Origin of the sequence: Microvirga lotononidis (assembly GCF_034627025.1) — a bacterium.
Classification (GTDB): domain Bacteria; phylum Pseudomonadota; class Alphaproteobacteria; order Rhizobiales; family Beijerinckiaceae; genus Microvirga; species Microvirga lotononidis.
The window spans coordinates 1,801,924-1,827,019 of the sequence record NZ_CP141048.1 but is presented as its reverse complement, the minus strand read 5'-3'; the positions used below and the strand labels follow the sequence as shown (position 1 = coordinate 1,827,019).

Genomic DNA, 25,096 nt, shown 5'->3' with positions numbered 1-25,096 from the left:
AAGAGCCGCTCGGTGTCGTTCCCGGCGGCCGTAGGCCGGGAAGGGGATCCACGATCAAGCGCTGCGCGGGTGGATTTCCTCCCCCTGCGCTGCGCTCCGGCCGGGAATGACATCCTGAACGTCATGGCCGCACCAAGTGCGGCCACCCACGCCTTTTGCCGTGGCTGGAACACGTGGGTGGCGGGGTCTGATCCCCGGATCAAGTCCGGGGAGGTGATGACGCGGCGGGTGTGGGAAGCGTGATGTTATGTTCTCACTTTGTTCTTGACAGGGGCGTGAACCTTGGCTATATCGTTGCACAGCCTGATCCGACGAGGGGCGCGCTTCGCGAGGCGTCGCACGGTGTGGGATCCGGCACGGTCCTGTCCGACGGTCACGCAGCCGGCGGCAGGAGGCCCTTGGCAGCCCTGTGCTGGTCCAAGTCGAAACGCCTAAAAGAACCGTGCGCGAGGAGCCGTCGGGTTCTTCCATTAGCTTACAACCGAGCCGGACGCCTTCTCGCGCCCTCCCTCGACTGACCTGCAGGCTCGCAGCGCAAGCTGCGGGCCCCAAGGTGCTGGCTTGTCGAGAAAGCCGGTTCGATCTTCGGCCGCTCCGTGATACGAAACACCTCGACGCTAGGGAAATCCAAACGAGAGAGCGGCATGAACCGACTGTTCGCCAACCTGCCCACCACCGTTTTCGAAGTCATGTCGAGCCTTGCCCGGGAGACCGGGGCGATCAATCTCGGCCAGGGTTTCCCGGACGATCCTGGTCCCGAGGACGTGCGGCGGGCGGCGGCGGATGCGGTGCTCAACGGCTACAACCAGTATCCGTCGATGATGGGCATCCCGGAACTGCGCACGGCCATCGCGGCCCATTACAAGCATTGGCAGGGCACCGATCTCGATGCGAATGCCGAGGTCATGGTGACCTCCGGGGCCACGGAGGCGCTCGCGGGCGCGATCCTCGGCATCGTGGAGCCGGGCGACGAGGTGGTGCTGTTCGAGCCCATGTACGACGCCTACCTGCCGCTCGTGCGCCTGGCCGGCGGCGTGCCGAAATTCGTCACCCTGCAGCCGCCCCATTTCCGCCTGACCGAAGAGGCGCTGGCCAAGGCCTTCTCGCCCAAGACCAAGGCCGTGGTGTTCAACAACCCGCTCAACCCGACCGCGACCGTGTTCTCGAACGAGGATTTGAATCTTCTCGCCGATTTCTGCCGCCGGTTCGATGCCATCGCGATTTCCGACGAGGTCTGGGAGCACGTGGTCTTCGACGGCCGTCGGCACCAGCCGGTGCTGGGGCTGGAGGGCATGCGCGACCGTTCGGTGAAGATCGGCTCGGCCGGAAAGATCTTCAGCCTGACAGGCTGGAAGGTCGGGTTCGTGGCGGCCGCGCCGCACATCATGAAGGTGCTGGCGAAATCGCACCAGTTCCTCGCCTTCACGACGGCGCCGAACCTGCAGGCCGCCGTGGCCTACGGGCTCGCCAAGGACGATGCGTATTTCGAAGGCATGAGGGCCAATTTCGGCCGCAGCCGCGACCGCTTCACCGATGGATTGCGGACCCTGGGCTTCGATGTGATCCCGAGCCAGGGCACCTATTTCGTCAATATCGACATCTCGGCTCTCGGCGAAACCGACGACGTGGCCTTCTGCCGCCGCCTCGTCATGGAGCACGGCGTCGCGGCGATCCCGGTCTCGGCCTTCTACGCGGAGGGAGCGGTGAAGAACGTGGTTCGATTCTGCTTCGCCAAGAAGGATTCGACGCTGGATGCCGGGCTGGAGCGGCTCGCGAAGGCGATCAGAAGAGCGGCCTGAAATCCATGTGGCCCGCCAACAACTTGGACATTGTTTCTTGGGCCGGAATTTCCTAGCCTGCCCCCATTCACACTTATCTTGAGGAGTGCCGCCCTAAATGTTCCGTCTTCTCGCCTCGGTTGCTCTGACCCTCGGTCTTGTCACCGCCGCCGCCGCCCAGGAGCGCGTGGTCAACGTCTATAACTGGTCCGACTACGTGGACCCGAAGGCGCTGGACGAGTTTACGAAACAGACCGGCATCAAGGTGGTCTACGACACCTACGACAACAACGAGATCGTCGAGACCAAGCTTCTCGCCGGCAAGTCCGGCTACGACATCGTCGTGCCCTCCGGCCCGTTCCTGCAGCGCCTCATCGGCGCCAAGGTGTTCCAGAAGCTCGACAAGGCGAAACTGCCGAACCTGGCCAACCAATGGCCGGAGGTGACGCAGCGTCTCGCCGTGTTCGATCCGGGCAACCAATATGCCGTCAATTACATGTGGGGCACCACCGGCATCGGCCTCAACGTGAAGAAGGTGAAGGAGATCCTCGGAGACATGCCGCTCAACACCTGGGACCTGGTGCTGAAGCCGGAGATCGCCTCCAAGCTGAAGGCCTGCGGCATCTACATGCTCGACTCACCCGAGGACCTTTTCCCGGGCGTGCTGGCCTATCTCGGCCTCAACCCGGATTCCAAGCGCACCGAGGACCTGAACAAGGCGGGCGATGCCCTGTTCCGCATCCGCGGCAACATCCAGAAGTTCCACTCGTCCGAATACATCAACGCGCTCGCCAACGGCGACATCTGCGTGGCGGTGGGCTATTCGGGCGACATGATCCAGGCCAAGAACCGGGCCGAGGAAGCCAAGAACGGCGTCGAGGTCGGCTACGTCATCCCGCGCGAAGGCGCCCTGATGTGGTTCGACAGCTTCGCGATCCCGGCCGATGCCAAGAACGTGGCCGAGGCACACGAGTTCATCAACTTCATGATGAAGCCCGAGATCGCCGCCATGAACTCGAACTTCGTGTCCTATGCCTCCGGCAACCTCGCGGCCAAGCAGCATATCGACAAGGCGATCCTCGACAATCCCGGCATCTATCCGGACGAGGCCACCATGAAGCGCCTCTTCACCAACACGGCCTATGACGAGCGCTCGCAGCGCACCGTCACGCGCCTCTGGACCAAGGTGAAGACCGGCCGTTAATCCGCCGCTCAGGTTCGCCCGGGCATTGTCCCGCAGCCCTCGAAGCCTCGCCCATGGGCGAGGCTTTTCCATTGAAGAAGGACTCTCCGTCATGCGCCTTGCCGCCGTCGCCGCCCTCGCGACCTTGAGCCTTGCCGCCCCGGCGCTCGCCCAGACGCCCACGCCGCGCGAGCCGACGATCAGCGTCATGGGAACGGGCGAGGCGGAGCTGAAGCCGGACTTCGCGCGCATCCATGTGACGGTCGCGACCCAGGCCGACACCGTCGCGCAGGCGACCTCCGCCAACAACAATGCGACGGAGCGGGTGCTTGCCCGCATCCAGGGCCTCGGCATCAAGCGGGAGGACATCCGGACAGCGAACTTCCAGGTCTTCCAGACGCCGCAGCAGGTCGGTCCTGACGGCAAGGAGATGAAGACGCCGAAATTCTCGGCCAACCATCAGCTGCGGATCACCACCCGCGACCTCGACGGCGTCGGTCGTCTGGCGGGCGAGATCCTGGCCAGCGGCGACATGACCTTCCAGGCGGTCACCTTCGGCCTCGACAGGCAGGAAGAAGGCGGGGACAAGGCCCGCGAGGCCGCCGTGCGTGACGCCCGCCGCCAGGCGGAAGTCTATGCCGCCGCCGCCGGCGTCTCACTGGGCCGCCTGCTGGAGATCCGCGACGGCTCCGCCCAGCCGTTCGAGCCGCAGCCCGACATGCGCATGTCCATGGCGATGGCCAAGGGCGCCGAGTCGGTCCCGATCGTGCCGCCGGCGACGATCCGCTACACGGCCAATGTCCAACTCGTCTGGGAGATGGCCGGGAAGCCCTGAGGATCCCGGCCACCCTCGAGGCTCATGCGGCCCTGACGCTCTGAAGGAACCGGCCGATCTCGGCGCCGAGGCGCTGGGCTTGGCTCTCCAGGAGAACCGACAGGTCCGCCACGCCCTGGGCTGCTTCGAGCGACTGGGAGGCGACGCCTTGCGTCGTCTCGATGGCGGAGGTGCCCGCCTGGGCTTCCGTGGACACCTGGGCTACCGACCGGGCGATCTCGGACACCGCCGCCGTCTGCTGGCTGACGGTTCCGGCCACCGTGGACACGACTCCGGCCAGGTCCTCCACGGAGGCCTGCACGGTGCCGAGCGCCACCAGGGTTTCGCGCGAGGCCGCCTGCACGGCCTCGATCTGGCGTGCGATCTCCTCGGTCGCCTTGGCCGTCTGGCCGGCGAGATCCTTTACCTCGGAGGCCACCACGGCGAAGCCCTTGCCGGCTTCGCCCGCGCGGGCCGCCTCGATGGTGGCGTTCAGCGCCAGCAGGTTGGTCTGCGCCGCGATGGAGCGGATGAGGTTCGCCACCTCGCCGATCTGCGACGTGGCCGTCGAAAGGGTCGACATGCTGTTGGACGCGCCCCGGGCCTCCGCCACCGCGCGCTCGGAAGCCTGGGCGGAGGCATTGGTCTGGGCCGCGACCTCGGCAAGCGACGCGTCGAGTTCGTCCGCGGCGCTCGCGACGGCCGACATGTTATGGGCGGTGCGGGTGGATGCCGCCCCCGCGATCTGCGCCTGCTGGGTGACGTGATTGGCCGATCCCTCGAGCTGCCCGGATGCCTTCGCGAGATCGCCCGTCACCTGCCGAACCTCCGCGAGGATCTGCTCGACCGACGTGTCGAAGGCCATGATCGCATTGGAAATCCTGTGAGCCCGGTCGGCATCGATGGCCGCCATGCCTTCGCGCTCCTGCGTCAGCCGCTCGCGTTCGCGGGCGTTGTCGCGGAAGACCAGGACGGTGCGGGCCATGGCGCCGATTTCGTCGGTGGCATCGGTGGAGGGAATCTCGCTCGCCGCATCGCCGTCCGCCAGCCGCCGCATCGCCTGCTGGAGGCGGGTCAGGGGAAGGGAGATCGAGCGGCCGACGAGGACGTTGAGCACCAGGCCGAACAGCAGGGTGGCGCCCATCGCCCAGAGGATCAGGGTGAAGGTGCGGTTCTGCGAGGCGGTGAGCTGCTCCTCGGTCTTGTGGGCCTCGGTCCGGACCTTGGTCAGGAGCTGGTCGAGAACCGGGACGAGCAGATCGAACTGGCCCATCAGCTTCTCGCCCTGGCCGGACACCTGCTGCTCCAGCTCGCTCCAGGCGTGGAAGGCTTCCTGGAACGTGACACTCGCGGATTCGATCGCCGCCTTGTCCTTCGGATCGCCGGAGAACTGGGCCAACGCGCGGGTGAAGCGTCCCTGCTCGACCTCGAAGGCGCCCAGGATGCTTTCCTCCAGAAGGATGCGGGCGCGGGCCTCCTGGTTGAACATGCCGAGCATGGCCGCCCAGATGCGCCAGGTGATCGCCTCGCCGCTGCCCGTGAGGGGACGTACCAGCTTTTCCAGATTCGCCTCGGCCCTGAGAAGGCGCCCCTGGGCCCCTTCGTCCGGTTTGGTGCCGACCGCCACATAAAGCTTGTTGAGGGCGCTGCCCTGACCGATCAGCGCCGCCGCATGCTGCTTCAAGGCGTCGATCTCGGGCTCGATCAATCCGGCGCCGGCGGCGGCGCTCATCTCGTCGAGCTGGCCAGCAAGGGCCTTGTGCTGATCCATGAAGGACTGGCCATGATGGCCGAGGCGGCTCGCCGTCCATTCTCCGGCCGTCACCTTCAGGGCATCGGCCCTGCCCCGGAACTGGTTGGCCTTCTCGGCCAGGGCTGAATAGGTCTGCTGCGCCGACAGCGCCTGTTCGACCTCATGGCGGCCAGCCTGAAAAACCGCACCGATGACCGCGAAGCCGAGCACCATGACGCCACTCAACGTGGCGACGCGCACCCGCACCGACGGCCGCCTCAAACGAGCAAGAGACGACATTCCCCCGAATCCCTCTTTAGGACTTTGCGGCAGGATTGCGGCGGACGCGTTAAAGAGAGATTTACGTTAGGTCAGAAATCCGCTTGCGCTTCGCTTCAGGCCGCCTTCGGCAATTCCGTCATGATGGCATAGAGCGCGGTGGCGTCCCGCGTGGCCCTGACCCGCTCGATCAATCCGGGCTCCCGCAGGACCCGGGCCACCCGCGCCAGGGCCTTCAGGTGATCGGCTCCGGCCCCTTCGGGCGCCAGAAGCAGGAAGAGCACGTCCACCGGCTGGCCATCGAGAGCTTCGAAATCGACCGGTTTCTCAAGCCTCGCCACAAGGCCGAAGATGCGGGTCAGGCCCGGCAGCTTGCCGTGCGGGATGGCGATGCCCTCGCCGATCCCGGTCGAGCCGAGGCGCTCGCGCTGCAGGAGAGCTTCATAGATGGCGTCGTCGGTGAGGCCCGTGAGGAGGGCCGCCTGGGAGGCCAGTTCCTGAAGGGCCTGCTTTTTGCCGCTGACGCGCAAGGCGGGCAGAACGGCCCGAGGGTCTAGAAAATCCAGCAAAGGCATGATCACGCTGCATTATGATGTGAAGCCTGGAAGGCCTCTCACCGTTCCACGCAAGAACCGGGCCAAGAAGAGGTAGCTCCCCTCAAGGCTGTGGGAGCGGCGGATCGACCCAACCGATCGCTCCGTCGCCGCGGCGGTATACGACGTTCGTGCGGCCGGTGCTAGCATGGATGAACACGAGAGCGGCCGCCCCGGTGAGATCGAGCTGCATCACAGCGTCGCTGACTGAAAGCCTATGAAGGGGCTTCGTGGTCTCGGCGATCACCATCGGGTGGTAGCTTTCCTCCTCGATCCAATCGTCGCCGGGGGCTTCCAGGACGGAATAGGCCACCTCCAGGCCGTTGCCCGCCCGGCCGGTCGGAGGGCCGGAGCGCCCCTTGAGCCGCTGCTTGTAGCGGCGCAGGCGATTCTCGAGCCGGCCTGCCGTCTGATCGAAGCTGGCATAGGCGTCCGGAGCAGCCCCGGAGGCCTCCAGGGTCATGCCGGAGGTCAGGTGGAGCACGCAATCGGTCCGGTAGCCGGTCCCATCGCGGGTGACGGTCACGTGGCCGGAATAGCCGCCGTCGAAATATTTCGACAGCGCCCCGGCCACCCGATCCTGGACCTGAGATCGAAGGGCTTCGCCGATATCGAGATTCTTCCCCGACACCCTCAACGTCATCGCGTTCTCCTCCTCTTGCGCCGTCGCTTCGCTGCGATCCTTCTGGGTGGCGCTTGGAGCCGATGATGATCCGAATGAGGCCTAATGCAAGCCTTGAAATGGCAGGGTTCCGACAGATCAGGTCTTGATCCTGTTCTTGCGGCGACGGTCGGCCGAAGAGGGGATGCGAAGGGATTCCCGATATTTCGCAACCGTACGGCGGGCGACCTGGATCCCGTCCGATCTCAATCTCTGGGCAATTGCCTCATCGGAGAGCACGTCATCGGGGCCTTCCGCTGCGATCAGCTGCCGGACCCGATGCCGGACCGCCCGGGCCGAGTGCTCGCCCTCCCCGGTGGCGGCGCTGAAGAAGAACTTCATCGGGTGGGTACCGCGCTCGGTCCCGATCGCCTTGTTCGCCGCCACGCGGGAGATGGTGGATTCATGCATGCCGATGGCCTCCGCCACGCTCCTCAGCGTCATGGGACGCAGGGCCGACACCCCCTGGCGGAAGAATGCCTCCTGCTGGCTGACGATCTCGGCGGCGACCTTCAGGATCGTCTTGGCGCGCTGGTCCAGGCTGCGGGTCAGCCAGCTTGCTGTCTGCAGGCAGTCGGAAAGGAAGCTCCTGTCCTCGTCCTTGCGCACCACCTTGGCGACTTCCGTGTAATAGGAGCGGTTGAGCAGGATGCGGGGCAAGGTGTCCGGGTTCAGTTCGACATGAAGGCTGCCGTCCGGGGCGGTGCGCACCAGGACATCGGGCACGAGCACGTCGATGGCCGCAGCCGCGAAGGCCTGCCCCGGCTTGGGCTCCAGGCGACGGATCTCGGCCAGCATGTCGACGAGATCCTCCTGATCCACGCCGCAGACCTTTCTCAGCGCGGCGAAATCCCGCCGGGCGACGAGGTGAAGGTGGGACAGGAGGGCCTGCATCGCCGGATCGAGCCGGTCGCGCTCGCGCAGTTGGATCGCGAGACATTCGGCCAGATTGCGGGCGCCGACGCCAGACGGCTCGAAGCTCTGGATCAGCCTCAAGGCACCCTCGACCTCCTCGGGCGTGACCCGGAGCCGGGCGGCCAGCTCGGCCAGATCCTCGCTCAGGTATCCGGCCTCGTCGAGATTGCGGATCAGGTGCTCGCCGATCAGGCGCAGCTTCGGATCGGCGGTGGCGAGATCGAGCTGCGCCTCCAGATGCTCGCTCAGGCTCGCAGCCCGGGCGAGCCTCTCGCCCCATTCGGGGTTGAGCTCACTGTGGGCCGCGGCCGACGCCTGCCCGGCCGACGTCGACACGGCTTCCGACCGGGACGGAGGCGGGCCGGGAACGATCCGGGGGCCGGCGGCATCCGCCTTCTGCTTGGCGCGCAGGAAATCGGCAAGGCTCGGGATCGGCGCATCGCCCGGTGCCTCCCCTTCCTGCAGCAGGGGATTACGCTCGAGCTCCGCTTCCACATAGGCCGCGAGTTCCGCATGGGAGAGCTGCAGCAGCTTGATGGATTGAACGAGCTGGGGGGTCATGGTCAGGGACTGACCGTGGCGCAGCTCCAGCCGTTGCATCGTATTCATGAACGCACCCGGGAAACGTCAGGCATGCTTCTTGCATGCCTGGACAGTTTTACCGCGCGTTGCCCGAAGGTCAAAAGGCGAATGAACTTGGAACGGCGGACGTGAACCCGAAGTCACGTCCGATGCCGTGAGACGTGGCTTCCGCGTCTGCGTCCGATACCCTAGAGGCGGAAATCCTCGCCCAGATACAGGCGGCGGACCTCTTCGTTCGACACGATCGCGTCGGGGGTGCCCTCGGTCAGGACGCGGCCGGAATGGATGATGTAGGCGCGGTCGATGAGGCCGAGGGTCTCGCGGACGTTGTGGTCCGTGATGAGCACGCCGATGCCGCGGCGGGTCAGGTGCCGCACGAGGTTCTGAATGTCGCCCACCGCGATGGGATCGATGCCGGCGAAGGGCTCGTCGAGGAGCATGAAGGTCGGCTCGCCCGCCAGCGCCCGGGCGATCTCGCAGCGCCGCCGCTCGCCGCCCGAGAGGGCGATGGAGGGCGATTTGCGCAGGCGCGTGATGTTGAACTCGTCGAGGAGCGCATCGAGCTTGCGCTCGCGCTCCTTGCGGCTCGGCTCGACGATCTCGAGCACCGCCCGGATGTTGTCCTCCACGTTGAGGCCGCGGAAGATGGAGGCCTCCTGCGGGAGATAACCGATGCCCAGACGGGCGCGGCGATACATGGGCAGGCCGGTCACCTCGTGCCCGTCCAGGCTGATGACGCCCCGATCGGCGGCGACGAGGCCGGTGATCATGTAGAAGATGGTGGTCTTGCCCGCGCCGTTGGGCCCAAGCAGGCCGACCGCCTCGCCCGCGCGCACGTTCAGGCCCGCATCCTGCACCACGGTACGGCCGCGATAGCTCTTCTGCAGACCTTTGACGGCAAGGATTCCCGGGCCGCCGAACACGGCCTCGTTCTCCGTGCGGTGAAAGACATGCGGGTTCGTCCCGACGGAACGGGGTTCCAGGAGGCTCACATCGGAAGGACCGGGTTGAGAACGGTTGAAAAGCGGTTTCACGGGCTCATCGTCGATCATGAAAAGGGGAAAAGCGGGAGAATGTCTCCCGCCCTAGTTCGTGGCCGGCCTCTGCTGCGGCTTCGGCTTGGCCCCACCTGCGGCCGGAGCTCCGCCGGCGCCGGTCGGGGCAGGCCCGCCCTGGCCGGGAACGAAGAGCGCCCTCACCCGGCCACCGGGCGTCGTCTCGATATTCGCCACGCCGGTATTGATGTCGTAGAGCACCCGCTCGCCCTTGGTGACGTTCGGCCCGTCGCTCAAGGTCGCGTTGCCGGTCAGCATGATCTTGTTCGAGCCCCGGTCGAAGGTGGCGTTCTCGCCCGTCGCGACCTGGGTGCGCGACACGATGGTGACCGGTCCCTTGCAATCGATCTTCTTGATGGCGCTGTCGTCGGTCGCCTGCGGGGCCGCCGGCTGCCCGCCGTTCTGATTCCGCTGATCGTAGAACACGGTCATGATCGTGCACTTCATGGTGCTCTCGCCCTGGACCGCCACCACGTCGCCGGTGAAGACCGCACGGCCCTCCTTGTCGAAGACGTCGAGCTTGTTGGCATCGATCTTGATGGGCTCCTTGCTCGAGCCGAAATTGCCGAACCCCACGGCCCGCTCCTTGCCGGCCTGGGCGAAGGCCACGTCGATGGGGGCCGGAGAGAGGAGCGCGAGGGCCAGGGCGGCGCGGGTGAAACTCATCATGGACGAATACTTGTCTGTTGGGGTGCAGGCGCCGTGGAGCCCGTGCCGGCAGCTTCCGGGGTGGATGGGGTGGAGCCTGAGGGCTGGATGACCGTACGGACGCGGCCCGTGAAGCTCATGACCTTGCCGTTATCCGCGACGTCGAGCCCCTCCGCCTCGATGGTGCCGTTGCCGAAGGACACGGTGACGGGATCGGTGGAGGCCACAGCACCGGCCTTGAACCGCACGAAGGCCGTGCGAAGCTTGACCTCGTGGCCGGCATCCGTGGTGACCACGATGTTGTCGCGCAGCCTCATCTGCTCTTTCTTGGTGTCGAGGACCCCGGAATCGGCCTGGAGCCTCGCGACGCTGCCGCGCTCGTCGGTCACGATGCGCGCCCTGAGATCCTTGAGCTGCACGAGATCGGGCTTGCGCACGTCCTGCGTGGCGGCGCTCGCCGTCACCTCGTAGGGGCGGTTGTCGTTCTTGAATCCGGTCAGCTTCGGGCTGTCCATGGTGACGTTCGTGCCGCTCACCCCGATGGAGCCGAAGCTCAGGTTCTCGATCTGCCTGAAGGGATTGTAATAGGCCACCAGGCCGACGCTGGCCATGCCGAGCAGGGAGCCGACGGGAATCGCCACCTTGGCGAGGCGGACCCAGCGGGAATGGCGACGGGCCTTTTTGAAGGCGCGCGACCGCACGGCCGACCTCGAGGCCGGGCCATCACGCATCGTGGTGCCCTGAATTGCCGTCACTTCATCAACCCCTTCCGCCAAACTTTCGGCATGGCGCCATGCCGTGAGGACATGGCGATGTTATGACGGACATTGGTTTTATGCGGGAAAGTTTAAGCCGGCGTCAAGAATGGGCGAAAATATCCGTCTCCGCCCACCCGAGGAGGTCCAGCTGGGCCCGGGTCGGCAGGAAGCCGAAGCATTGATGGGCAATGCCCAGCCTGTTCTCCCGCTCCAGGAGAATATCGAGCTTTTCCTTCAGAGCGTGAAGGTGAAGCACGTCGGATGCCGCGTAATCGAGCTGGGCCGCGGTCAGGGTGTCGGCGCCCCAATCGGAGGATTGCTGCTGCTTCGACAGTTCCACCCCGAGCTGTTCGCGCACCAGCTCCTTGAGCCCATGGCGGTCGGTATAGGTGCGCACGAGCCTCGAGGCGACCTTGGTGCAGTAGATCGGGCGCGGCATGATGCCGAAGGTGTGGAAGATGACCGCGAGGTCGAAACGGGCATAATGGAAGATCTTGAGCACGCTCTCGTCGGAGAGCACACGGATCAGGTTCTCCGGCAGGGGCCCATCCTTGAGGATCTGCACCACGTCCGCCGTGCCGTCCCCGGTCGAGATCTGCACCACGCACAGGCGATCGCGGTGCGGATTGAGACCGAGGGTCTCGGTGTCGATGGCGATCGCCGGGCCGGCCTTGTAGCCGGCGGGCAGATCACCGCGATGGAAGCGTACTGTCATGGCGTATCCAAAAAGTCGAGAACTGCCTTACACGCATCCGTGCGGGCCGGGAGGTTGGCTCTTTACAGGATGGAGCGTCGGAATCGATCCCAATAATGCCAATCTACTTGTGGGTCCAATGTTCTAACCTTTCTAGGCGGCGTCTTCAACGGCCGAGAATAACCCCGATACCGCCAAGGATTCTGACGAAACGCCAATGGCGTCGCCGGAAAAGCGGACAAGGGCCAAGGTTGAATGCCCCGCTTCCGTCTTAGGAGCCGGACGCGTCCGAAGGCGAGATGGTCTTATTCGCGCGGTGGAAGCATGGCTGTATGCGTCCCGTCCCGATCGTGACCGACTTCGATCAACTCATCGAGAACGCCCAGCAGCGTTTCCCGGCTGACGGGCTTTTCAAGCCAGGGAACGTTCCTCAGCTCGGGAGGGCCATCGGCTTTCTGGGGGAGGCCGGAATAGACCATGAAGGGAATGCCCCGGCTCTTCAGCGCACGGGCGATTTCCAGGGAGGTCCCATCCTTGATCATGATGTCGAGGATCGCCACGTCCGGCACGTCGCTCTCGAGCCATTGCAGGGCTTGGTCATTGCTCATGAAAACCCCGGCCACCGCGAAGCCGGCATCCTCCAGGAATGCCTCCAGGGACATGCCGAGCAATGCTTGGTCTTCGACGATCATGCAGCGGGTTTGTGCCATCATATCCATCGTGCTTGGTGGCTCGACCGGTTGGAGCATCAGCCTGGGGACGGAAGGTGGATCTTTTTCCGGGTCCGATCCGGTGCGGCAGCCGGGAGAGCAAACGTCAGGAACGGGTGAACAATCGCCAAAGGATGTTTCCGCAGTTTGGAAGACGACTAGCGGACTACACCGTCCTTCGCATTGACCAATGTAAATCTCCAGCCAAGAAATCGGATCAATGCTTCACGATTTGCTTATTGATGCCCCTGCGATGCCACCAAAAGATCGCGCTAGGCTTCGCATAAGTTAATGCAGCGGATTGCCATTTGGGGTCTGGTGACGGTGTCTTAGCGCATTGGCGGAGAAAAGGCCTCGGTTTTTCTCACGATGCATTCTTCTAAGAGTGGAACATTGGATGGATCTCGAGAGTGGGTCCGCTTTTGAGTCCGATGCTCTCGACAGAGGAGTTGTGCAGATTGTCAGTCGAAAACTCCCTGAAACAGCAGATGCTCAATGCCATCCCGCATTTGCGGGCCTTCGCCATTTCTCTCTCCGGGAGCGTCGACAAGGCAGATGATCTGGTTCAGAGCACGTTGCTCAAGGGATTGAGCAATTTCGACAAGTTCCAGCCGGGCACAAGCATGCAGGCTTGGCTCTTTACCATCCTGCGCAACGATTTTCTCACCCAAACACGCCGGAGAAAGCGCGAGGTCGAGGATCCGGAAGGCTCCTGGGCCGAGAAAGTCGCCGTGATGCCCGACCAGGGTGCGCGGCTCGACTTCACCGACATGCTCAAAGCCCTCAGCAAGCTCCCGGTCGATCAGCGCGAGGCCTTGCTGCTCGTCGGCGCGGAGGGCCTGTCCTATGAGGACGCGGCGCGGATCTGCGGCACCAATATCGGAACCATCAAGAGCCGGATCAACCGCGCCCGCAATCGCCTGTCGGAAATCCTCAAACTCGATGCGGACCGCGATCTCGGCCCTGACAAGCTGGTCAAAGCCGCCCTGTTCATGCACGCCTCGCCTTGAGCGGCGCCCGCAGCCGGACATGGAGGGCAGGACAAGCATCGGATTCGCTCCCGAAGCGGGTCTGCTCTTGAGTTTGGTGCCTCAGCGCTGAGCTGCAATGAGCAGGAACATGGGACGTTCGCGCTCTTCCGCCCAATCGGGCCTCGCGGCGACCTGCTCATGCGTGGGAGCCCATTCCTCCACATGCGCGATCGTGAAGCCGAGGCGGATGAGGAGGTTCAGATAGGTGCCGAGCGTGCGGTGCTGCTTGATGACGCCCTCGGCGAGCCAGTTCGTCCGTCGCGGGCCTTCCTCGTGGTAGCTGTCGACCGGCCATGTCCTGCGGCCGTCCGCGCCGACGGACCAGCCCGCCGGAATCGGCGCCGTCACGATCGGATGTTCGACGGAGAAAACGAATGTCGAGCCAGGCAAGAGCGCGCGATGCAGCTCGGCCAGGAGACCCGGCAGATTCTCGATGTAATGCAGGGCAAGCGAGCTGTAGGCGAAGTCGAACGTGTCGGTCCCGAGATCGAGCCGTTCGAGATCGGCACGGCGATAGGCGATCCCTGGATCGGACGTCATGGCGGTCGCTCGGGTCAGCATGCGTTCCGACACGTCGAGGCCGAGCACCCGCTCCGCACCGTGGTCCCGCGCCCAGCGGCAGAACCAACCATAGCCACATCCGAGGTCGACGATCCGGCGACCGCTGAGATCAGGAAGCAGCGCTCGCAGCGAGGACCATTCCGCCGCACCGGACAGCCCCTCCCGCGAACGCTCCAGGCGGCTGTAATTCTCGAAGAAATCCGGATCGTCGTAGATGTTCTGTGTCGGCATGGGCGGCTCCCGAGTTCCTGTCTACTCCAGCAGGTCCGGCCGCCGCTCCCGCGTGATGCGTTCCGATTCCTCGCGGCGCCAGCGCTCGATCTTGGCATGATTGCCGGAGAGCAGCACGTCGGGAATGGGTCTGCCCTCCCATTCGCGAGGGCGCGTGTAGTGCGGATATTCGAGGCGGTTCGACTCGAAGCTCTCCTCGGTGCCGGAGGCCTCCTTGCCCATGACGCCGGGCAACAGCCGCACGCAGGCATCGAGCACGATCATCGCGGCCATCTCGCCGCCGGAGAGCACGTAATCGCCGATGGAGACTTCCCTTAAGCCCCGCGCCTCGATCACCCGCTCGTCGACGCCCTCGAAGCGGCCGCAGACGATGACAACGCCGGGGCCGGCCGCGAGCTCGCGCACATAGCCTTGAGTCAGCGGCTTTCCGCGCGGGCTCATGAGCAGCCTGGGACGCGGATCCTCGGGCGGAACATTGGCGTCGATGGCGGAGGCCAGCACATCGCAGCGGATCACCATGCCGGGACCGCCGCCCGCCGGCGTATCGTCCACCGTGCGGTGCCGACCGAGGCCATGATCGCGGATGTTCTTCGCCGTCAGGGACCAGACCCCGCGTGCGAGCGCGTCGCCCGACAGGGACATGCCGAGCGGACCTGGGAACATGTCGGGATAAAGAGTGAGAATGGTGGCGGAAAAGCTCACGCCCCGTCCTCGGAATCAGGTGCGGATTTCGCCGGCTCGAACAGGTCGTCCGGTGGATGGGCCACGATGCGCCTGCCGGCCAGGTCGACATGCGGCACGAAGGCCTTGGTGAAGGGCAGAAGCGCCGTCGGGCCTTTTTGCGCGGGCGCGATTTCCAGAAGATCGCCGCCGCCGTAATTGGGCACATCGACCACGGTGCCGATCATGTCACCCGCCTCGCTGGTGACCGTGAGGCCAATCAGGTCCGCGAGCAGGAATTCGTCTTCCTCGTCGGGCGGCGGAAGCTTGTCGCGCTCCACATAGAGCTGCACGCGGTTGAGCGCTTCGGATGCCTCGCGCGTCGTCACGCCGTCGACGATGGCGATGAGAAGATCGGGCGCGGCGCCGGGAGCGGGCCGCACGGTCTTGAGGGAAAAGGTCTTGCCGTTGGAGGCGATCAACGGCCTGTATTGGGCAATCGCCTGTGGATCGCCCGTATGGGATTTCAGCCGCACCTCGCCCTTGAGGCCGTGGGCGCGACCGAACTCGCCCACGAGGACGAGGTCGTCCCGGACGGGCATAGCGCCGCTCCCTCTCCCCTTCGCGGGGGAGGGTGGCGAGCGGAGCGAGCCGGGAGAGGGGGCGTTCGACGACCGAGCGCGGCCCCTCTCCCGGCCCTCGCCGACGCGAGGGCCGCCCTCTCCCGCGAAGGGGAGAGGGCGAGGGTCCTGGTTGTTTGAACGCCCCCGCTTCATCGTTATGCTTTAAGCGGCTTCGCCGCCGGCAGCCTCGGCCGCAGCGGCCTTCTCGGCGGCGCGCTCCTGGGCCTTTTTGCCCGGGACGGCCTTCTGCGGGTTGTTGCGGGCCGGACGCTTCAGGAGGCCGGCGGCATCGAGGAAGCGCAGGACGCGGTCGGTCGGCTGGGCGCCCTTGGCGAGCCAGGCCTGGATCTTCTCGGTCTCGAGAACGACGCGGCCGGCATCGTCCTTCGGCTTCATCGGGTCGTAGGTGCCGACCTTCTCGATGAAGCGGCCGTCGCGCGGGGAGCGCGAATCGGCCACGACGATGCGGTAGTAGGGACGCTTCTTCGCACCACCACGGGTGAGACGGATCTTCAGGGACATGGGTTTCTCCTTTGGTGTCCTGTGATCAAACTTGCCTTCGCGTCATCCCCGCCTGGGCGGGAATGACGAAACTCATTTCTTCTTCCCGAACGGAAAGCCGCCGATGCCGGGAAGGCCCGGGATCTTGCCGGCGCCGAGGCCCGGCAGGCCCGACACGCCCTTGGGCATGGACGGGAGACCGCCGGCGCCGCCGGGGAAATCGGGCAGCTTGCCGCCCATCTGCTTCTGCAGGGCCTCGATCTGCTCCGGCGTCGGCTGGGGCATGCCGCCGCCGCCGCCGAGGCCGAACATCTTGCCGAGGGCGCCCGCCATGCCCTTGCCCTTGCCGCCGCCCATCATCTTCATGACGTCGGCCATCTGGCGGTGCATCTTGAGCAGCTTGTTGATCTCCTCGACCTTGGCGCCGGCACCGGCCGCGATGCGCTTCTTGCGCGAGGCCTTGAGAATGTCGGGGTTGCGGCGCTCGGCCGGGGTCATGGAATCGATGATGGCGCGCTGGCGCTTGATGATCCGGTCGTCGAGATTGGCGTTCTCGAGCTGCGACTTCATCTTGGCGACACCCGGCAGCATGCCCATCATGCCGGAGAGTCCGCCGATCTTCTCCATCTGGCTGAGCTGATCGCGCAGGTCTTCCAGGTCGAACTTGCCCTTGCGCATCTTCTCGGCCATGCGCTGGGCCTGCGCCTGGTCGAAATTCTCGGCGGCCTTCTCGACCAGGGAGACGATGTCGCCCATGCCGAGGATGCGGTTGGCGACGCGGCTCGGATGGAACTCCTCCAGCGCATCGACCTTCTCGCCCGTGCCGATGAGCTTGATCGGCTTGCCGGTGACGGCGCGCATGGACAGGGCGGCACCGCCGCGGGCATCGCCGTCCATGCGGGTCAGCACGATGCCGGTGACGCCGAGGCGCTGGTCGAAGGCGCGCGCGGTGTTGACCGCGTCCTGGCCGGTGAGCGCATCGGCGACGAGGAGCACCTCGTGCGGATTGGTGGCGGCGCGCACGTCGGCGGCTTCCACCATGAGCGCCTCGTCCACGGTCACGCGGCCGGCGGTATCGAGCATCACCACGTCGTAGCCGCCGAGGCGGGCGGCCTCCATGGCGCGGCGGGCGATCTGCACGGCCGACTGGCCGGCCACGATCGGCAGGGTGTCGACTCCCACCTGCTTGCCGAGCACCGCGAGCTGCTCCATGGCGGCCGGGCGGCGGGTGTCGAGGGACGCCATGAGCACGCGGCGGTTCTCGCGGTCCTTCAGGCGCCGGGCGATCTTGGCCGTGGTGGTCGTCTTACCGGAACCCTGGAGGCCGACCATGAGGATGCCGACGGGCGGAACCGCATTGAGGCTGATCACCTCCGCGTCCGCGCCCAGCATCTCCACCAGCTGGTCGTGGACGATCTTGACCACCTGCTGGCCCGGCGAAACCGACTTGACCACCTCGGCGCCGACCGCGCGGGCGCGCACCTTGTCCGTGAAGGAGCGGACGACCTCGAGCGCCACGTCGGCCTCGAGCAGGGCGCGGCGGACCTCGCGCAGGGCCGCGTTGACATCCTCCTCGGTGAGCGCGCCGCGGCGCGTCAGCCCGTTGAGGATATTGGAAAGCTTGTCGGAAAGGCCTTCGAACATGGTCACTCAATTCCTTTTGCGATGAGTGGTACATCGCGATCCGCGATGGCCTTTTCAAAGTGGCTGATGGCCGCCTCGAACTTGTCGCGACAACCGGGATTGCAGAAGCCGACGACCTCGCCGCGATAACGGGTGAGCGAATCCGCCGCGATCGGCTTTCCCGACCACGGGCAGGTCTCGTTGACCGCGTCCTCGATGCGCAATGTGTCGTCCGACATCGCTTCCACCTTCCTTCATGGGCACCGTCGCAGCCTCATCCTGGGGTGGACCGTCAGGTCCGTCCCGAAGGAAAAGGCGCCTCAGGCGCCCGCTGAACCCTCCTTCGAGACACAGCCTTTGGCTGCTCCTCGGGATGAGGGTCGTGAGTCGAGCGAAACCCAAAGAGAAACGCGCCCGAGGGCGCATCGCGCTGTCGGACGTTGACCTCCAGCCTCTCGGGCTGGTCGGCGGCTCATGGGCTCGCTCTACAGATTTGCGGTCAGCCGATAGAGGAAAGGAGCGACGGAGTCAAGGAAAAGGGCCCCGCAGAGAGGAGCTTAGCTTAACCGACGCCGTAGTGCAGCACGATACAGAGGAAGAGAAGCCCCCACATCATAAATCCGATTGTCGACGCCATGGAGACGGAGACTTCGACTTGCCCCGACAGCAGACGCTTGAAAGGGCTCTGCCACCACGTGGCTCGATCCTTGGCAGCAAGGGGTTGGACCTGCAGAAATCCCAGAAATCCCAGGGAGACAAGCGGTAATATAAGCCTAGCTCTGAAATACCATAGAAGCTCCAAGAGAAGGCGCCCGATGAAACGGGCTATCTGAGTGACTATTTCTTCCACGATTATCCCGCCTGAGATCCGGATTCGCAGTTCAAGCGATCCAGCCCAATTTTATAAACGTTATTCTATAATATAAACTGATGTCGCTCAAACGAGAACCTCGGATAGACCGTTGATGAACCGCCGCATCCTTCTCAAGACCCTCGGCCTTCCCGTCATCGCCGCCACCAGTGCCCTGGGCTGGATGAAGGCGGCCCGTGCGACGAACCGGTACTATCAGGGGCCGGTCACCGACCATTTCGACGGGGTGCGGTTCTTCCTGGCCAACCAGCCGCAGGACAAGGGCTTCCTGGAGCTGGCCCGCTGGCAGCTCGGCGGCGGACGCAAGGACTGGCCGGAGAGTTTTCCGAGCCCCTTTCAGGACAAGCCCCCGGCCGAGGTGCGGGGCCTGCGCACGGCGCTGATCGGCCACGCGTCGTTCCTGGTCCAGGTGGCGGGGCTCAACATCCTGATCGACCCGGTGTTTTCAGAGAGAGCGAGCCCGGTTTCCTTCGCCGGCCCCAAGCGGGTGAACCCGCCGGGCATCGCGTATCGGGACCTGCCGCCGATCCATGCGGTGCTGATCACCCACAACCATTACGACCATCTCGACACCGGAACCCTCGGCCGTCTGTGGCAGCAGCATCGCCCGAAATTCATCGCGCCCCTCGGCAACGACGCGGTGATCCGGGCGGAGCATCCTGAGATCCCGGTCGAGACGCGGGACTGGGGCGGCTCCATCGACCTCGGCCATGGTGTCACGGCCCATGTCGAGCCGGCGTATCACTGGTCGGCGCGGGGCATCAACGACCGGCGCATGGCGCTCTGGTGCGCCTACGTGCTCACCACGCCGGCCGGCACGATCTACCATATTGGCGATACGGGCTTCGGCGACGGCAAGATCTTTCACGCCGTCCGCGAGCGCTTCGGTCGCCTGCGCCTCGCGCACCTGCCCATCGGCGCCTATGAGCCGCGCTGGTTCATGGAGCCGCAGCACATGAACCCGGAGGATGCCGTGAAGGTGTTACGGATCGTCGAGGCCGAGCAGGCGCTCGGCCACCACTGGGGCACGTTCCGGCTCACCAACGAGGGCGTCGACGAGCCGCCGCAGGAGCTGGCCACGGCCCTCCAGGCGGCCGAGATTCCCGATAGCCGTTTCAGGCCTTTGCGGCCCGGAGAAGCATGGGCGCCCTAAAATGAGAACAAATGGTTTCAGTGAGGACCTAGGCACTGTGTCTCAGTGCCCGGAACAATCTTTCGGGAGGCGAAGTCGAGGAAGTCCTTCCGAATCAGATAAATTGGCTCGTCTTTGTCATTGATATACTTGTCGAGATCCGCTCCTTCGGATCCACTGATATAATCGGGGCAATTATTCTTGTCGGGCTTGGTATCGATCTTCATCCATAGATCGATACCCTCGTCTTTGACTTCGTCGATTCCCGAGAGAATCCCCAGATCGGACTCCACGAGACGCTCTCCTAGAACGATCAGCTTCAGATGCGGTCCGTACTTGGGGCTCTTGCTGCCGAAATGCTGCAATACGAGCAGGTCGTCCTTTTGAGAGACGAACAGGTATCTCTTGCCCCTGCCCCCAATGAGGACAGCTGCAGGCTGCTGCGTGAAGGCGCACTGTGTCTGGTCGGAAGGGTGAGCTTTCCTCTTGATGAGGAAATCCGAACGCCAGTCCTTCCGGTCGCGTTGGACGACCAGATAGTCAGGGCTCTCATGGCATTTGACATCACCCGGGTCAGCATAGGCCGGCATGGCCCACAGGCTCGCAGCCAGCAGGACGAGGGCAGCAGCTCCCAACTTTCGCCGCTTCATGGCACTTCCCTTACACGGCAGACATGAACTCCATGTCACAATGTACCATAACCAGGGAAGCCCCGAAGCATTTCTTACGCGTCAGCAAAGATGGTATCCACGACCGGCAGCGGCTCATTCCAGCTGGACGTAGATGTTCACCTCGAAATCGATGTCTTGCCAATCGGTGACGTTGGTCTCGTATCCTCGAGGAAAGCACCCCTGGCGATGATCTCCTCGAGATCGCCCGGTTCGTCCACGAGGCAGGCCGCACCGGCCTCTAACAATTCCTGACGGGAGCCATAGCCCCAGGTGACGCCGATCGACGTGATGCCGTTGGCCTTCGCCCCGATGGCATCGTGCTTCCGGTCGCCGATCATGACGGCGCTTGCGGGGTCGAAGCGCTCCTCATCGAGAATGTGGCGGATCAGGTCGCGCTTGTCGGCATTCCGGTTGTCGGGTTCCGAGCCGTAGATCTCGACGAAGAACCGCGACAGGCCGAAATGATCGAGGATTCTCCGGGCGAAGACCTGAAGCTTCGACGTCGCGACGTAGAGGCGGACGTCCTTCTCCCGAAGATCCCGGAGCAGGGCCGGGATGCCCGAATAGACCTCGTTCTCGAACAGGCCCACATCGCCGTACCGCTCGCGATAGAAGCGCACGGCATCCTGCGCATCGTCGGTCCCGCCCAGAAGTTCCGTGAAGCCCGCGATCAGCGGCGGGCCGATCATCCACGTCAGCTCGTCCGCATCCGGCACGGGGCGGCCCAGCCGCTCGAGCGCATATTGCACCGAGCGGGTGATGCCGGCTTTCGGGTCCGTCAGGGTCCCGTCGAGGTCGAAGAGAGCGATCATGGCTTCGGCTGGACGTAGATGTTCACCTCGAAATCGGTGTCCTGCGAGTCGGTGAAGTCGCTCACGTATTCCTCGATGAAGGCATCCTTGGCGACGATCTCCTTGAGGTCGAGATAGGCCGTGATCGTCTCGTAGGTGCCGTCGATCTCGTCATAGGCGTCCTTGTGCACGAAGCGGAAGGACTTGCCCTCCGGGGTCTTGCCGAACTTGATCTCGGGGGTCAGCTCGGTCTTGCCCTCGGGAACCTGGGCGATCGGCACCATGGCTTCGTATTTGAACCCGTTGTCGTCGGTGTCGACGAAGATCGTCAGCGGCCGGCCCGCCGGGGCGATCCCGGCCTTCTTCATTTCGCCCTCGATCTTGGCGAAGGCGTTCTTGAGGTTGGTGAAGGCCTCGTCCCAGGTGCTGGTGCCCGAGAGCATCACGGTCGGCTTTGACACCAGGACACCCTCCTCCACGCCCGTCGGGTCGCTTGGGTTCGGGAACAGGGTCGTGCGGCCGGCCTGCTGGGCCGGCGCGGGGCTGGCGGGCGCGGCCGGGGCCGCGGGGTTTGGCTGCCCGGTCGCGGGGGCCTGGGGAGCCGCGGGCGTCTGCGGTTCGGCCGGAGCCGGGCTCGGGGTGCTCTGGGCCTGCGGCGTGGGCTGCGCCGCCGCCGGAGGAGCGGCCGGCGTTGCGGGAGTCGCCGAAGGGGCCGGTGTCTGGTCGGCCGCCGGAGGCGTCTGCGCGAAGGCGACGCCCGAGCAGAGGGCGAGAACGAGAAGAAGACCTGAAGAGCGCAGCCGCATGGGAAAAACGCCTCACCCGCGAATCAAAATGGAATACCGGGCAGCACCATAGGGGGGATTTGTAGCAGCCGCGAGGCCGTCAGCGGGGTCCTGTGGAGGACGGATTGCAGCAGGCCGGATCCCCGCCTCGCGGCCACCTGACGATATTGCCGCAGACAGGTGCGATCCCTCTCGCGATTTTCGACATTTTCGGCCATATACGCCCCCATGAGTGCCCTTTCGAACAGCCGTTTCCTGAAAATGAACGGTCTCGGCAACGAGATCACCGTGCTCGACCTGCGCGGCTCCTCCCATCGGGTGAGCCCGGCGGAAGCGCGCGCCATCGCGGCCGATCCGCGCTCGCGCTTCGACCAGCTCATGGTGCTGCACGACCCCGTCACGCCGGGCACCGACGCCTATATGCGCATCTACAACACGGACGGCTCGGAATCCGGTGCCTGCGGCAACGGCACCCGCTGCGTCGCCTGGGCGATGACGACGGATCCGGTCATGAGCCGCCCGGTCGAGGACGACCTCGTGCTCGAAACCAAGGCGGGTCTGCTGCCGGTGGAGCGCGTCTCGGACAGGGTCTTCACCGTCGACATGGGCCCGCCGCGCCTCGCCTGGAACGAGATTCCCCTGCGCGATCCCTATCCGGACACCCGCACGATCGCGGTCGACACCCGGCTTGCCGAAGCCCCCGAGCTTCAGGGCCCCTCCGCCGTCAGCATGGGCAACCCACATGCCGTCTTCTGGGTCGAGGACGCCCAGACCTATGACCTCGCGGCCATCGGCCCGGCCTTCGAGCACGATCCGGTCTTCCCGGAGCGGGCCAACATCTCCTTCGCCCAGGTCACCGGCCCCGACCGCATCATCCTGCGCGTGTGGGAGCGCGGTGCCGGCGCCACCCGCGCCTGCGGCTCCGCCGCCTGCGCGACCCTCGTGGCGGCCGCCCGCAAGGGACTGACGGGCCGCAAGGCCGTGGTGACGCTCCCCGGCGGCGATCTCGTCATCGAATGGCGCGAGAGCGACGGCCACGTGCTCATGACCGGCCCGACGGAGCTGGAGCACGAGGGCACCTTCTCGCCCGCCCTGTTCACCGAGGTGGCCTGATGGACCGGGATCTGTCGTTCCCGGCCGGAAGCGGCGAGGCCGCTGGAGGGGAAGGGAATCCAGGTGACACCAACATGGAGCGGGATCCCCTTCCCTCGCTGCGCTCGCCGAAGGTGACCACTTCGACGCAGGGTCGCGTCGAAGTGGTCACCTTCGGCTGCCGGCTCAACACCTACGAGTCGGAGGCCATGCAGCGCCACGCGGAGGAAGCGGGGCTCGGCGAAGTCATCATCGTCAACACCTGCGCGGTCACCGGCGAGGCGACGCGCCAGGCCCGCCAGTCGATCCGCAAGATCGCCCGCGAGAAGCCTAACGCCCGCATCGTCGTGACCGGCTGCGCCGCGCAAGTGGAGCCCGAGACCTTCGCGGCCATGCCGGAAGTCTCCCAGGTCGTCGGCAACCATGAGAAAATGAAGGCCGAGACCTGGGCCGGGCTGCGCGATTTCGGCGTGGGTTCGAGCGAAAAGGTTCTCGTCAACGACATCATGGCCGTGAAGGAAACGGCCGTGCATCTCATCGACGGGATGCGCGGACGCACCCGCGCCTTCGTGCAGGTGCAGAACGGCTGCGACCATCGCTGCACCTTCTGCATCATCCCGTACGGCCGCGGCAATTCCCGCTCCGTGCCCATGGGCGCGGTGGTGGAACAGGTGCGCACCCTCGTGGAGCACGGCTCCCGCGAGGTGGTGCTGACCGGCGTCGACATCACCAGCTACGGCAAGGACCTGCCGGGCGAGCCGAAGCTCGGCACCCTGGTGAAGGGCCTTCTCCGGCACGTGCCGGAACTGGAGAGGCTTCGCATCTCGTCCATCGATTCCGTGGAGGCGGACGACGACCTTCTCGACGTGATCGCCTCCGAGTCCCGCCTGATGCCGCATCTGCATCTCTCGCTGCAGGCGGGCGACGACATGGTGCTGAAGCGCATGAAGCGCCGCCACCTGCGCGCCGACGCCATCGCGTTCTGCGAGCAGGTGAAGCGCCTGCGCCCGGACATGGTCTTCGGCGCCGACATCATCGCGGGCTTCCCGACCGAGACCGAGGAGATGTTCGCCCGCTCCCTCGCCATCGTCGAGGAATGCACCCTGACCCATCTCCACGTCTTCCCGTTCTCGCCCCGCCCCGGCACGCCGGCCGCCCGCATGCCGCAGGTGGCGCGCGACGTGGTGAAGGACCGGGCGCGGCGCCTGCGCGAGAAAGGCGAGGCGGCGTTGCTGAAGCACCTCGCCGGGGAAGTCGGCGCGCGGCGCAACGTGTTGGTCGAGACCAACCAGCTCGGCCGTACGGAAGGGTTCACGCTCGTGCGTTTCACCGGCGAGGTGACGCCGGGCACCATCGTGCCGACCACCATCGCCGGGCACGACGGCAAGGACTTGTTGGCAGCTTAAACTGCGCCGTCACACATCCTCACCCGCTCCCGCATATGCTCCGGAACAGGCGCCTCGACCGTGACCGGCGGCTTCTTGGGATAGAGCGGCACGCTCACGCTTCGCGCATGCAGGTGCAGGCCCGGCCCGTGAAAACGCGGGGCCGTGCCGTAGATGGGATCGCCGAGAATCGGGAAATTCATCGCCGCGCAATGGACCCGCAGCTGATGGGTGCGACCGGTGATGGGGCGCAGTTCGAGGAGACACAGACCCTCACCCCGCCCCAGCACGCGCCATTTCGTCAAGGAAGGCTGGCCCTTCGGGTCCACCTTCATCCACCAGCCGCGATCCGGCGACTTCGGAGCAAGGGCGAGATCGATCTCGCCCTCGTCCTCATGCGGCCCGCCTTCGACCACGGCCCAGTACACCTTGTCGACCTCGCCCTTGCGGAAAAGCTCGTTGAGGCGGGCGATGGCCTTGGGATGGCGGCCGAGCACGAGGCAGCCGGACGTATCCTTGTCGAGGCGGTGCGCGGCCTCGGGACGGCGCGGCAAGCCGAAGCGGAGAGCATCGAGATGATGAAACAGGGTCTCGCCGCCCTTGGGGCCGGGATGCACCGGCAGGCCGGCGGGCTTGTCGATCACGAGCATCAGGGCATCGCGATACAGCAAACGGTTGACTATCTCTTCCGCATTCATGATGCCTCCGCTATCGAGGCAACTGCGTTAAATCAAGCA

The 25,096-nt window shown here is 65.3% G+C and carries 26 protein-coding genes; 7 read left to right on the top strand and 19 right to left on the bottom strand.

The annotated features are described in order from the left end of the window. The first annotated feature begins 644 nt into the window (after window positions 1–644). The 3 genes from U0023_RS08665 to U0023_RS08655 all read left to right on the top strand — a co-directional run bounded on the left by U0023_RS08665 (window position 645) and on the right by U0023_RS08655 (window position 3,796). Window positions 645–1,799, top strand: a complete 1,155-nt coding sequence (locus U0023_RS08665) for an aminotransferase (RefSeq protein ID WP_009490756.1) — start codon at window positions 645–647, stop codon at window positions 1,797–1,799. Between the two features lie 97 nt (window positions 1,800–1,896). Next, entirely contained in the window at window positions 1,897–2,982 is a 1,086-nt protein-coding gene (locus tag U0023_RS08660) for a polyamine ABC transporter substrate-binding protein (protein WP_009490755.1), read from the top strand. A 91-nt stretch (window positions 2,983–3,073) separates the two neighbouring features. After that, a complete protein-coding gene (locus U0023_RS08655) occupies window positions 3,074–3,796 on the top strand; it encodes an SIMPL domain-containing protein (RefSeq protein WP_009490754.1) in 723 nt (240 codons plus the stop codon). Window positions 3,797–3,818: 22 nt separating this feature from the next. Here the strand turns inward: U0023_RS08655 and U0023_RS08650 are convergent, their stop codons facing one another. The 9 genes from U0023_RS08650 to U0023_RS08610 form a co-directional block, all read right to left on the bottom strand. Beyond that, window positions 3,819–5,807: a methyl-accepting chemotaxis protein gene (locus tag U0023_RS08650; RefSeq protein WP_083861342.1), complete on the bottom strand. Its 1,989-nt coding sequence runs from the start codon at window positions 5,805–5,807 to the stop codon at window positions 3,819–3,821. A 95-nt stretch (window positions 5,808–5,902) separates the two neighbouring features. Next, the gene (gene ptsN, locus U0023_RS08645) at window positions 5,903–6,361 is read right to left on the bottom strand and encodes a PTS IIA-like nitrogen regulatory protein PtsN (RefSeq protein ID WP_009490752.1); all 459 of its coding nucleotides are present in this window, start codon (window positions 6,359–6,361) and stop codon (window positions 5,903–5,905) included. Window positions 6,362–6,443: 82 nt separating this feature from the next. Continuing rightward, window positions 6,444–7,022, bottom strand: a complete 579-nt coding sequence (hpf, locus tag U0023_RS08640; RefSeq protein WP_009490751.1) for a ribosome hibernation-promoting factor, HPF/YfiA family — start codon at window positions 7,020–7,022, stop codon at window positions 6,444–6,446. Window positions 7,023–7,139: 117 nt separating this feature from the next. Beyond that, window positions 7,140–8,564 (bottom strand): RNA polymerase factor sigma-54, encoded by a 1,425-nt coding sequence (rpoN, locus tag U0023_RS08635; RefSeq protein ID WP_009490750.1) that lies wholly within the window; start codon window positions 8,562–8,564, stop codon window positions 7,140–7,142. A gap of 161 nt (window positions 8,565–8,725) precedes the next feature. After that, window positions 8,726–9,589, bottom strand: a complete 864-nt coding sequence (gene lptB / locus U0023_RS08630; RefSeq protein ID WP_009490749.1) for an LPS export ABC transporter ATP-binding protein — start codon at window positions 9,587–9,589, stop codon at window positions 8,726–8,728. Window positions 9,590–9,622: 33 nt separating this feature from the next. Further along, window positions 9,623–10,261 carry an LptA/OstA family protein gene (locus tag U0023_RS08625; protein WP_009490748.1) on the bottom strand — a complete coding sequence of 213 codons (639 nt, stop codon included), beginning with the start codon at window positions 10,259–10,261 and terminating at the stop codon, window positions 9,623–9,625. After that, window positions 10,258–10,941 (bottom strand): LPS export ABC transporter periplasmic protein LptC, encoded by a 684-nt coding sequence (gene lptC, locus U0023_RS08620; protein ID WP_009490747.1) that lies wholly within the window; start codon window positions 10,939–10,941, stop codon window positions 10,258–10,260. The genes U0023_RS08625 and lptC overlap by 4 nt, the downstream gene beginning before the upstream one ends. Before the next feature lie 157 nt (window positions 10,942–11,098). Beyond that, window positions 11,099–11,713, bottom strand: coding sequence for a ribonuclease D (locus U0023_RS08615; protein WP_009490746.1), 615 nt, complete (start codon window positions 11,711–11,713; stop codon window positions 11,099–11,101). Window positions 11,714–11,997: 284 nt separating this feature from the next. Further along, window positions 11,998–12,405 (bottom strand): response regulator, encoded by a 408-nt coding sequence (locus tag U0023_RS08610; RefSeq protein ID WP_195904173.1) that lies wholly within the window; start codon window positions 12,403–12,405, stop codon window positions 11,998–12,000. 455 nt (window positions 12,406–12,860) lie between these two features. On the opposite strand from U0023_RS08610, the gene U0023_RS08605 reads away from it, so the two are divergent. Then, window positions 12,861–13,412, top strand: a complete 552-nt coding sequence (locus tag U0023_RS08605) for a sigma-70 family RNA polymerase sigma factor (protein ID WP_009490744.1) — start codon at window positions 12,861–12,863, stop codon at window positions 13,410–13,412. Window positions 13,413–13,493: 81 nt separating this feature from the next. Here U0023_RS08605 and U0023_RS08600 read toward each other — a convergent pair whose 3' ends face one another. From U0023_RS08600 to U0023_RS08575, 6 genes are all read right to left on the bottom strand, one after another. Continuing rightward, entirely contained in the window at window positions 13,494–14,225 is a 732-nt protein-coding gene (locus U0023_RS08600; protein WP_009490743.1) for a class I SAM-dependent methyltransferase, read from the bottom strand. A gap of 21 nt (window positions 14,226–14,246) precedes the next feature. After that, complete coding sequence (gene trmD / locus U0023_RS08595) at window positions 14,247–14,927, bottom strand: tRNA (guanosine(37)-N1)-methyltransferase TrmD (protein ID WP_009490742.1); 681 nt, start codon at window positions 14,925–14,927, stop codon at window positions 14,247–14,249. Further along, a complete protein-coding gene (rimM, locus tag U0023_RS08590) occupies window positions 14,924–15,487 on the bottom strand; it encodes a ribosome maturation factor RimM (protein WP_009490741.1) in 564 nt (187 codons plus the stop codon). The genes trmD and rimM overlap by 4 nt, the downstream gene beginning before the upstream one ends. A gap of 183 nt (window positions 15,488–15,670) precedes the next feature. After that, window positions 15,671–16,030 carry a 30S ribosomal protein S16 gene (rpsP, locus tag U0023_RS08585; RefSeq protein ID WP_009490740.1) on the bottom strand — a complete coding sequence of 120 codons (360 nt, stop codon included), beginning with the start codon at window positions 16,028–16,030 and terminating at the stop codon, window positions 15,671–15,673. A 72-nt stretch (window positions 16,031–16,102) separates the two neighbouring features. Beyond that, complete coding sequence (ffh, locus tag U0023_RS08580) at window positions 16,103–17,653, bottom strand: signal recognition particle protein (RefSeq protein ID WP_009490739.1); 1,551 nt, start codon at window positions 17,651–17,653, stop codon at window positions 16,103–16,105. Window positions 17,654–17,655: 2 nt separating this feature from the next. Next, window positions 17,656–17,871, bottom strand: coding sequence for an eL24 family ribosomal protein (locus U0023_RS08575; protein ID WP_009490738.1), 216 nt, complete (start codon window positions 17,869–17,871; stop codon window positions 17,656–17,658). A gap of 726 nt (window positions 17,872–18,597) precedes the next feature. On the opposite strand from U0023_RS08575, the gene U0023_RS08570 reads away from it, so the two are divergent. Next, entirely contained in the window at window positions 18,598–19,656 is a 1,059-nt protein-coding gene (locus U0023_RS08570) for an MBL fold metallo-hydrolase (RefSeq protein ID WP_009490736.1), read from the top strand. A 17-nt stretch (window positions 19,657–19,673) separates the two neighbouring features. On the opposite strand, the gene U0023_RS08565 is transcribed toward U0023_RS08570, so the two are convergent. The 3 genes from U0023_RS08565 to U0023_RS08555 form a co-directional block, all read right to left on the bottom strand. Beyond that, on the bottom strand, window positions 19,674–20,285 hold the full coding sequence (locus U0023_RS08565) for a hypothetical protein (protein WP_009490735.1): 612 nt from the start codon (window positions 20,283–20,285) through the stop codon (window positions 19,674–19,676). A 137-nt stretch (window positions 20,286–20,422) separates the two neighbouring features. Next, window positions 20,423–21,118: an HAD family hydrolase gene (locus U0023_RS08560; protein WP_009490734.1), complete on the bottom strand. Its 696-nt coding sequence runs from the start codon at window positions 21,116–21,118 to the stop codon at window positions 20,423–20,425. After that, a complete protein-coding gene (locus U0023_RS08555) occupies window positions 21,115–21,903 on the bottom strand; it encodes a GyrI-like domain-containing protein (protein ID WP_009490733.1) in 789 nt (262 codons plus the stop codon). The genes U0023_RS08560 and U0023_RS08555 overlap by 4 nt, the downstream gene beginning before the upstream one ends. A 207-nt stretch (window positions 21,904–22,110) precedes the next feature. Here U0023_RS08555 and dapF point away from each other — a divergent pair, with 207 nt between their 5' ends. Beyond that, entirely contained in the window at window positions 22,111–22,995 is an 885-nt protein-coding gene (gene dapF / locus U0023_RS08550) for a diaminopimelate epimerase (protein WP_009490732.1), read from the top strand. After that, the gene (gene mtaB / locus U0023_RS08545; RefSeq protein ID WP_009490731.1) at window positions 22,995–24,380 is read left to right on the top strand and encodes a tRNA (N(6)-L-threonylcarbamoyladenosine(37)-C(2))-methylthiotransferase MtaB; all 1,386 of its coding nucleotides are present in this window, start codon (window positions 22,995–22,997) and stop codon (window positions 24,378–24,380) included. The genes dapF and mtaB overlap by 1 nt, the downstream gene beginning before the upstream one ends. Here mtaB and U0023_RS08540 read toward each other — a convergent pair. After that, complete coding sequence (locus U0023_RS08540; RefSeq protein ID WP_009490730.1) at window positions 24,377–25,057, bottom strand: RluA family pseudouridine synthase; 681 nt, start codon at window positions 25,055–25,057, stop codon at window positions 24,377–24,379. The two genes, mtaB and U0023_RS08540, sit on opposite strands and share 4 nt — an antisense overlap. Window positions 25,058–25,096 lie beyond the last annotated feature (39 nt).

What these genes read in the sequence shown, in the direction of transcription:
- U0023_RS08625 (WP_009490748.1), bottom strand. Translation starts at nt 10,261, where the DNA reads ATGATGAGTTTCACCCGCGCCGCCCTGGCCCTCGCGCTCCTCTCTCCG.
- rpoN (WP_009490750.1), bottom strand. Translation starts at nt 8,564, where the DNA reads ATGAATACGATGCAACGGCTGGAGCTGCGCCACGGTCAGTCCCTGACC.
- ptsN (WP_009490752.1), bottom strand. Translation starts at nt 6,361, where the DNA reads ATGCCTTTGCTGGATTTTCTAGACCCTCGGGCCGTTCTGCCCGCCTTG.
- U0023_RS08655 (WP_009490754.1), top strand. Translation starts at nt 3,074, where the DNA reads ATGCGCCTTGCCGCCGTCGCCGCCCTCGCGACCTTGAGCCTTGCCGCC.
- dapF (WP_009490732.1), top strand. Translation starts at nt 22,111, where the DNA reads ATGAGTGCCCTTTCGAACAGCCGTTTCCTGAAAATGAACGGTCTCGGC.
- U0023_RS08575 (WP_009490738.1), bottom strand. Translation starts at nt 17,871, where the DNA reads ATGTCGGACGACACATTGCGCATCGAGGACGCGGTCAACGAGACCTGC.
- U0023_RS08660 (WP_009490755.1), top strand. Translation starts at nt 1,897, where the DNA reads ATGTTCCGTCTTCTCGCCTCGGTTGCTCTGACCCTCGGTCTTGTCACC.
- mtaB (WP_009490731.1), top strand. Translation starts at nt 22,995, where the DNA reads ATGGACCGGGATCTGTCGTTCCCGGCCGGAAGCGGCGAGGCCGCTGGA.
- hpf (WP_009490751.1), bottom strand. Translation starts at nt 7,022, where the DNA reads ATGACGTTGAGGGTGTCGGGGAAGAATCTCGATATCGGCGAAGCCCTT.
- U0023_RS08615 (WP_009490746.1), bottom strand. Translation starts at nt 11,713, where the DNA reads ATGACAGTACGCTTCCATCGCGGTGATCTGCCCGCCGGCTACAAGGCC.
- rpsP (WP_009490740.1), bottom strand. Translation starts at nt 16,030, where the DNA reads ATGTCCCTGAAGATCCGTCTCACCCGTGGTGGTGCGAAGAAGCGTCCC.
- U0023_RS08610 (WP_195904173.1), bottom strand. Translation starts at nt 12,405, where the DNA reads ATGATGGCACAAACCCGCTGCATGATCGTCGAAGACCAAGCATTGCTC.
- U0023_RS08565 (WP_009490735.1), bottom strand. Translation starts at nt 20,285, where the DNA reads ATGAAGCGGCGAAAGTTGGGAGCTGCTGCCCTCGTCCTGCTGGCTGCG.
- U0023_RS08665 (WP_009490756.1), top strand. Translation starts at nt 645, where the DNA reads ATGAACCGACTGTTCGCCAACCTGCCCACCACCGTTTTCGAAGTCATG.
- U0023_RS08555 (WP_009490733.1), bottom strand. Translation starts at nt 21,903, where the DNA reads ATGCGGCTGCGCTCTTCAGGTCTTCTTCTCGTTCTCGCCCTCTGCTCG.
- U0023_RS08560 (WP_009490734.1), bottom strand. Translation starts at nt 21,118, where the DNA reads ATGATCGCTCTCTTCGACCTCGACGGGACCCTGACGGACCCGAAAGCC.
- U0023_RS08570 (WP_009490736.1), top strand. Translation starts at nt 18,598, where the DNA reads ATGAACCGCCGCATCCTTCTCAAGACCCTCGGCCTTCCCGTCATCGCC.
- rimM (WP_009490741.1), bottom strand. Translation starts at nt 15,487, where the DNA reads ATGCCCGTCCGGGACGACCTCGTCCTCGTGGGCGAGTTCGGTCGCGCC.
- lptB (WP_009490749.1), bottom strand. Translation starts at nt 9,589, where the DNA reads ATGATCGACGATGAGCCCGTGAAACCGCTTTTCAACCGTTCTCAACCC.
- ffh (WP_009490739.1), bottom strand. Translation starts at nt 17,653, where the DNA reads ATGTTCGAAGGCCTTTCCGACAAGCTTTCCAATATCCTCAACGGGCTG.
- U0023_RS08540 (WP_009490730.1), bottom strand. Translation starts at nt 25,057, where the DNA reads ATGAATGCGGAAGAGATAGTCAACCGTTTGCTGTATCGCGATGCCCTG.
- U0023_RS08650 (WP_083861342.1), bottom strand. Translation starts at nt 5,807, where the DNA reads ATGTCGTCTCTTGCTCGTTTGAGGCGGCCGTCGGTGCGGGTGCGCGTC.
- U0023_RS08600 (WP_009490743.1), bottom strand. Translation starts at nt 14,225, where the DNA reads ATGCCGACACAGAACATCTACGACGATCCGGATTTCTTCGAGAATTAC.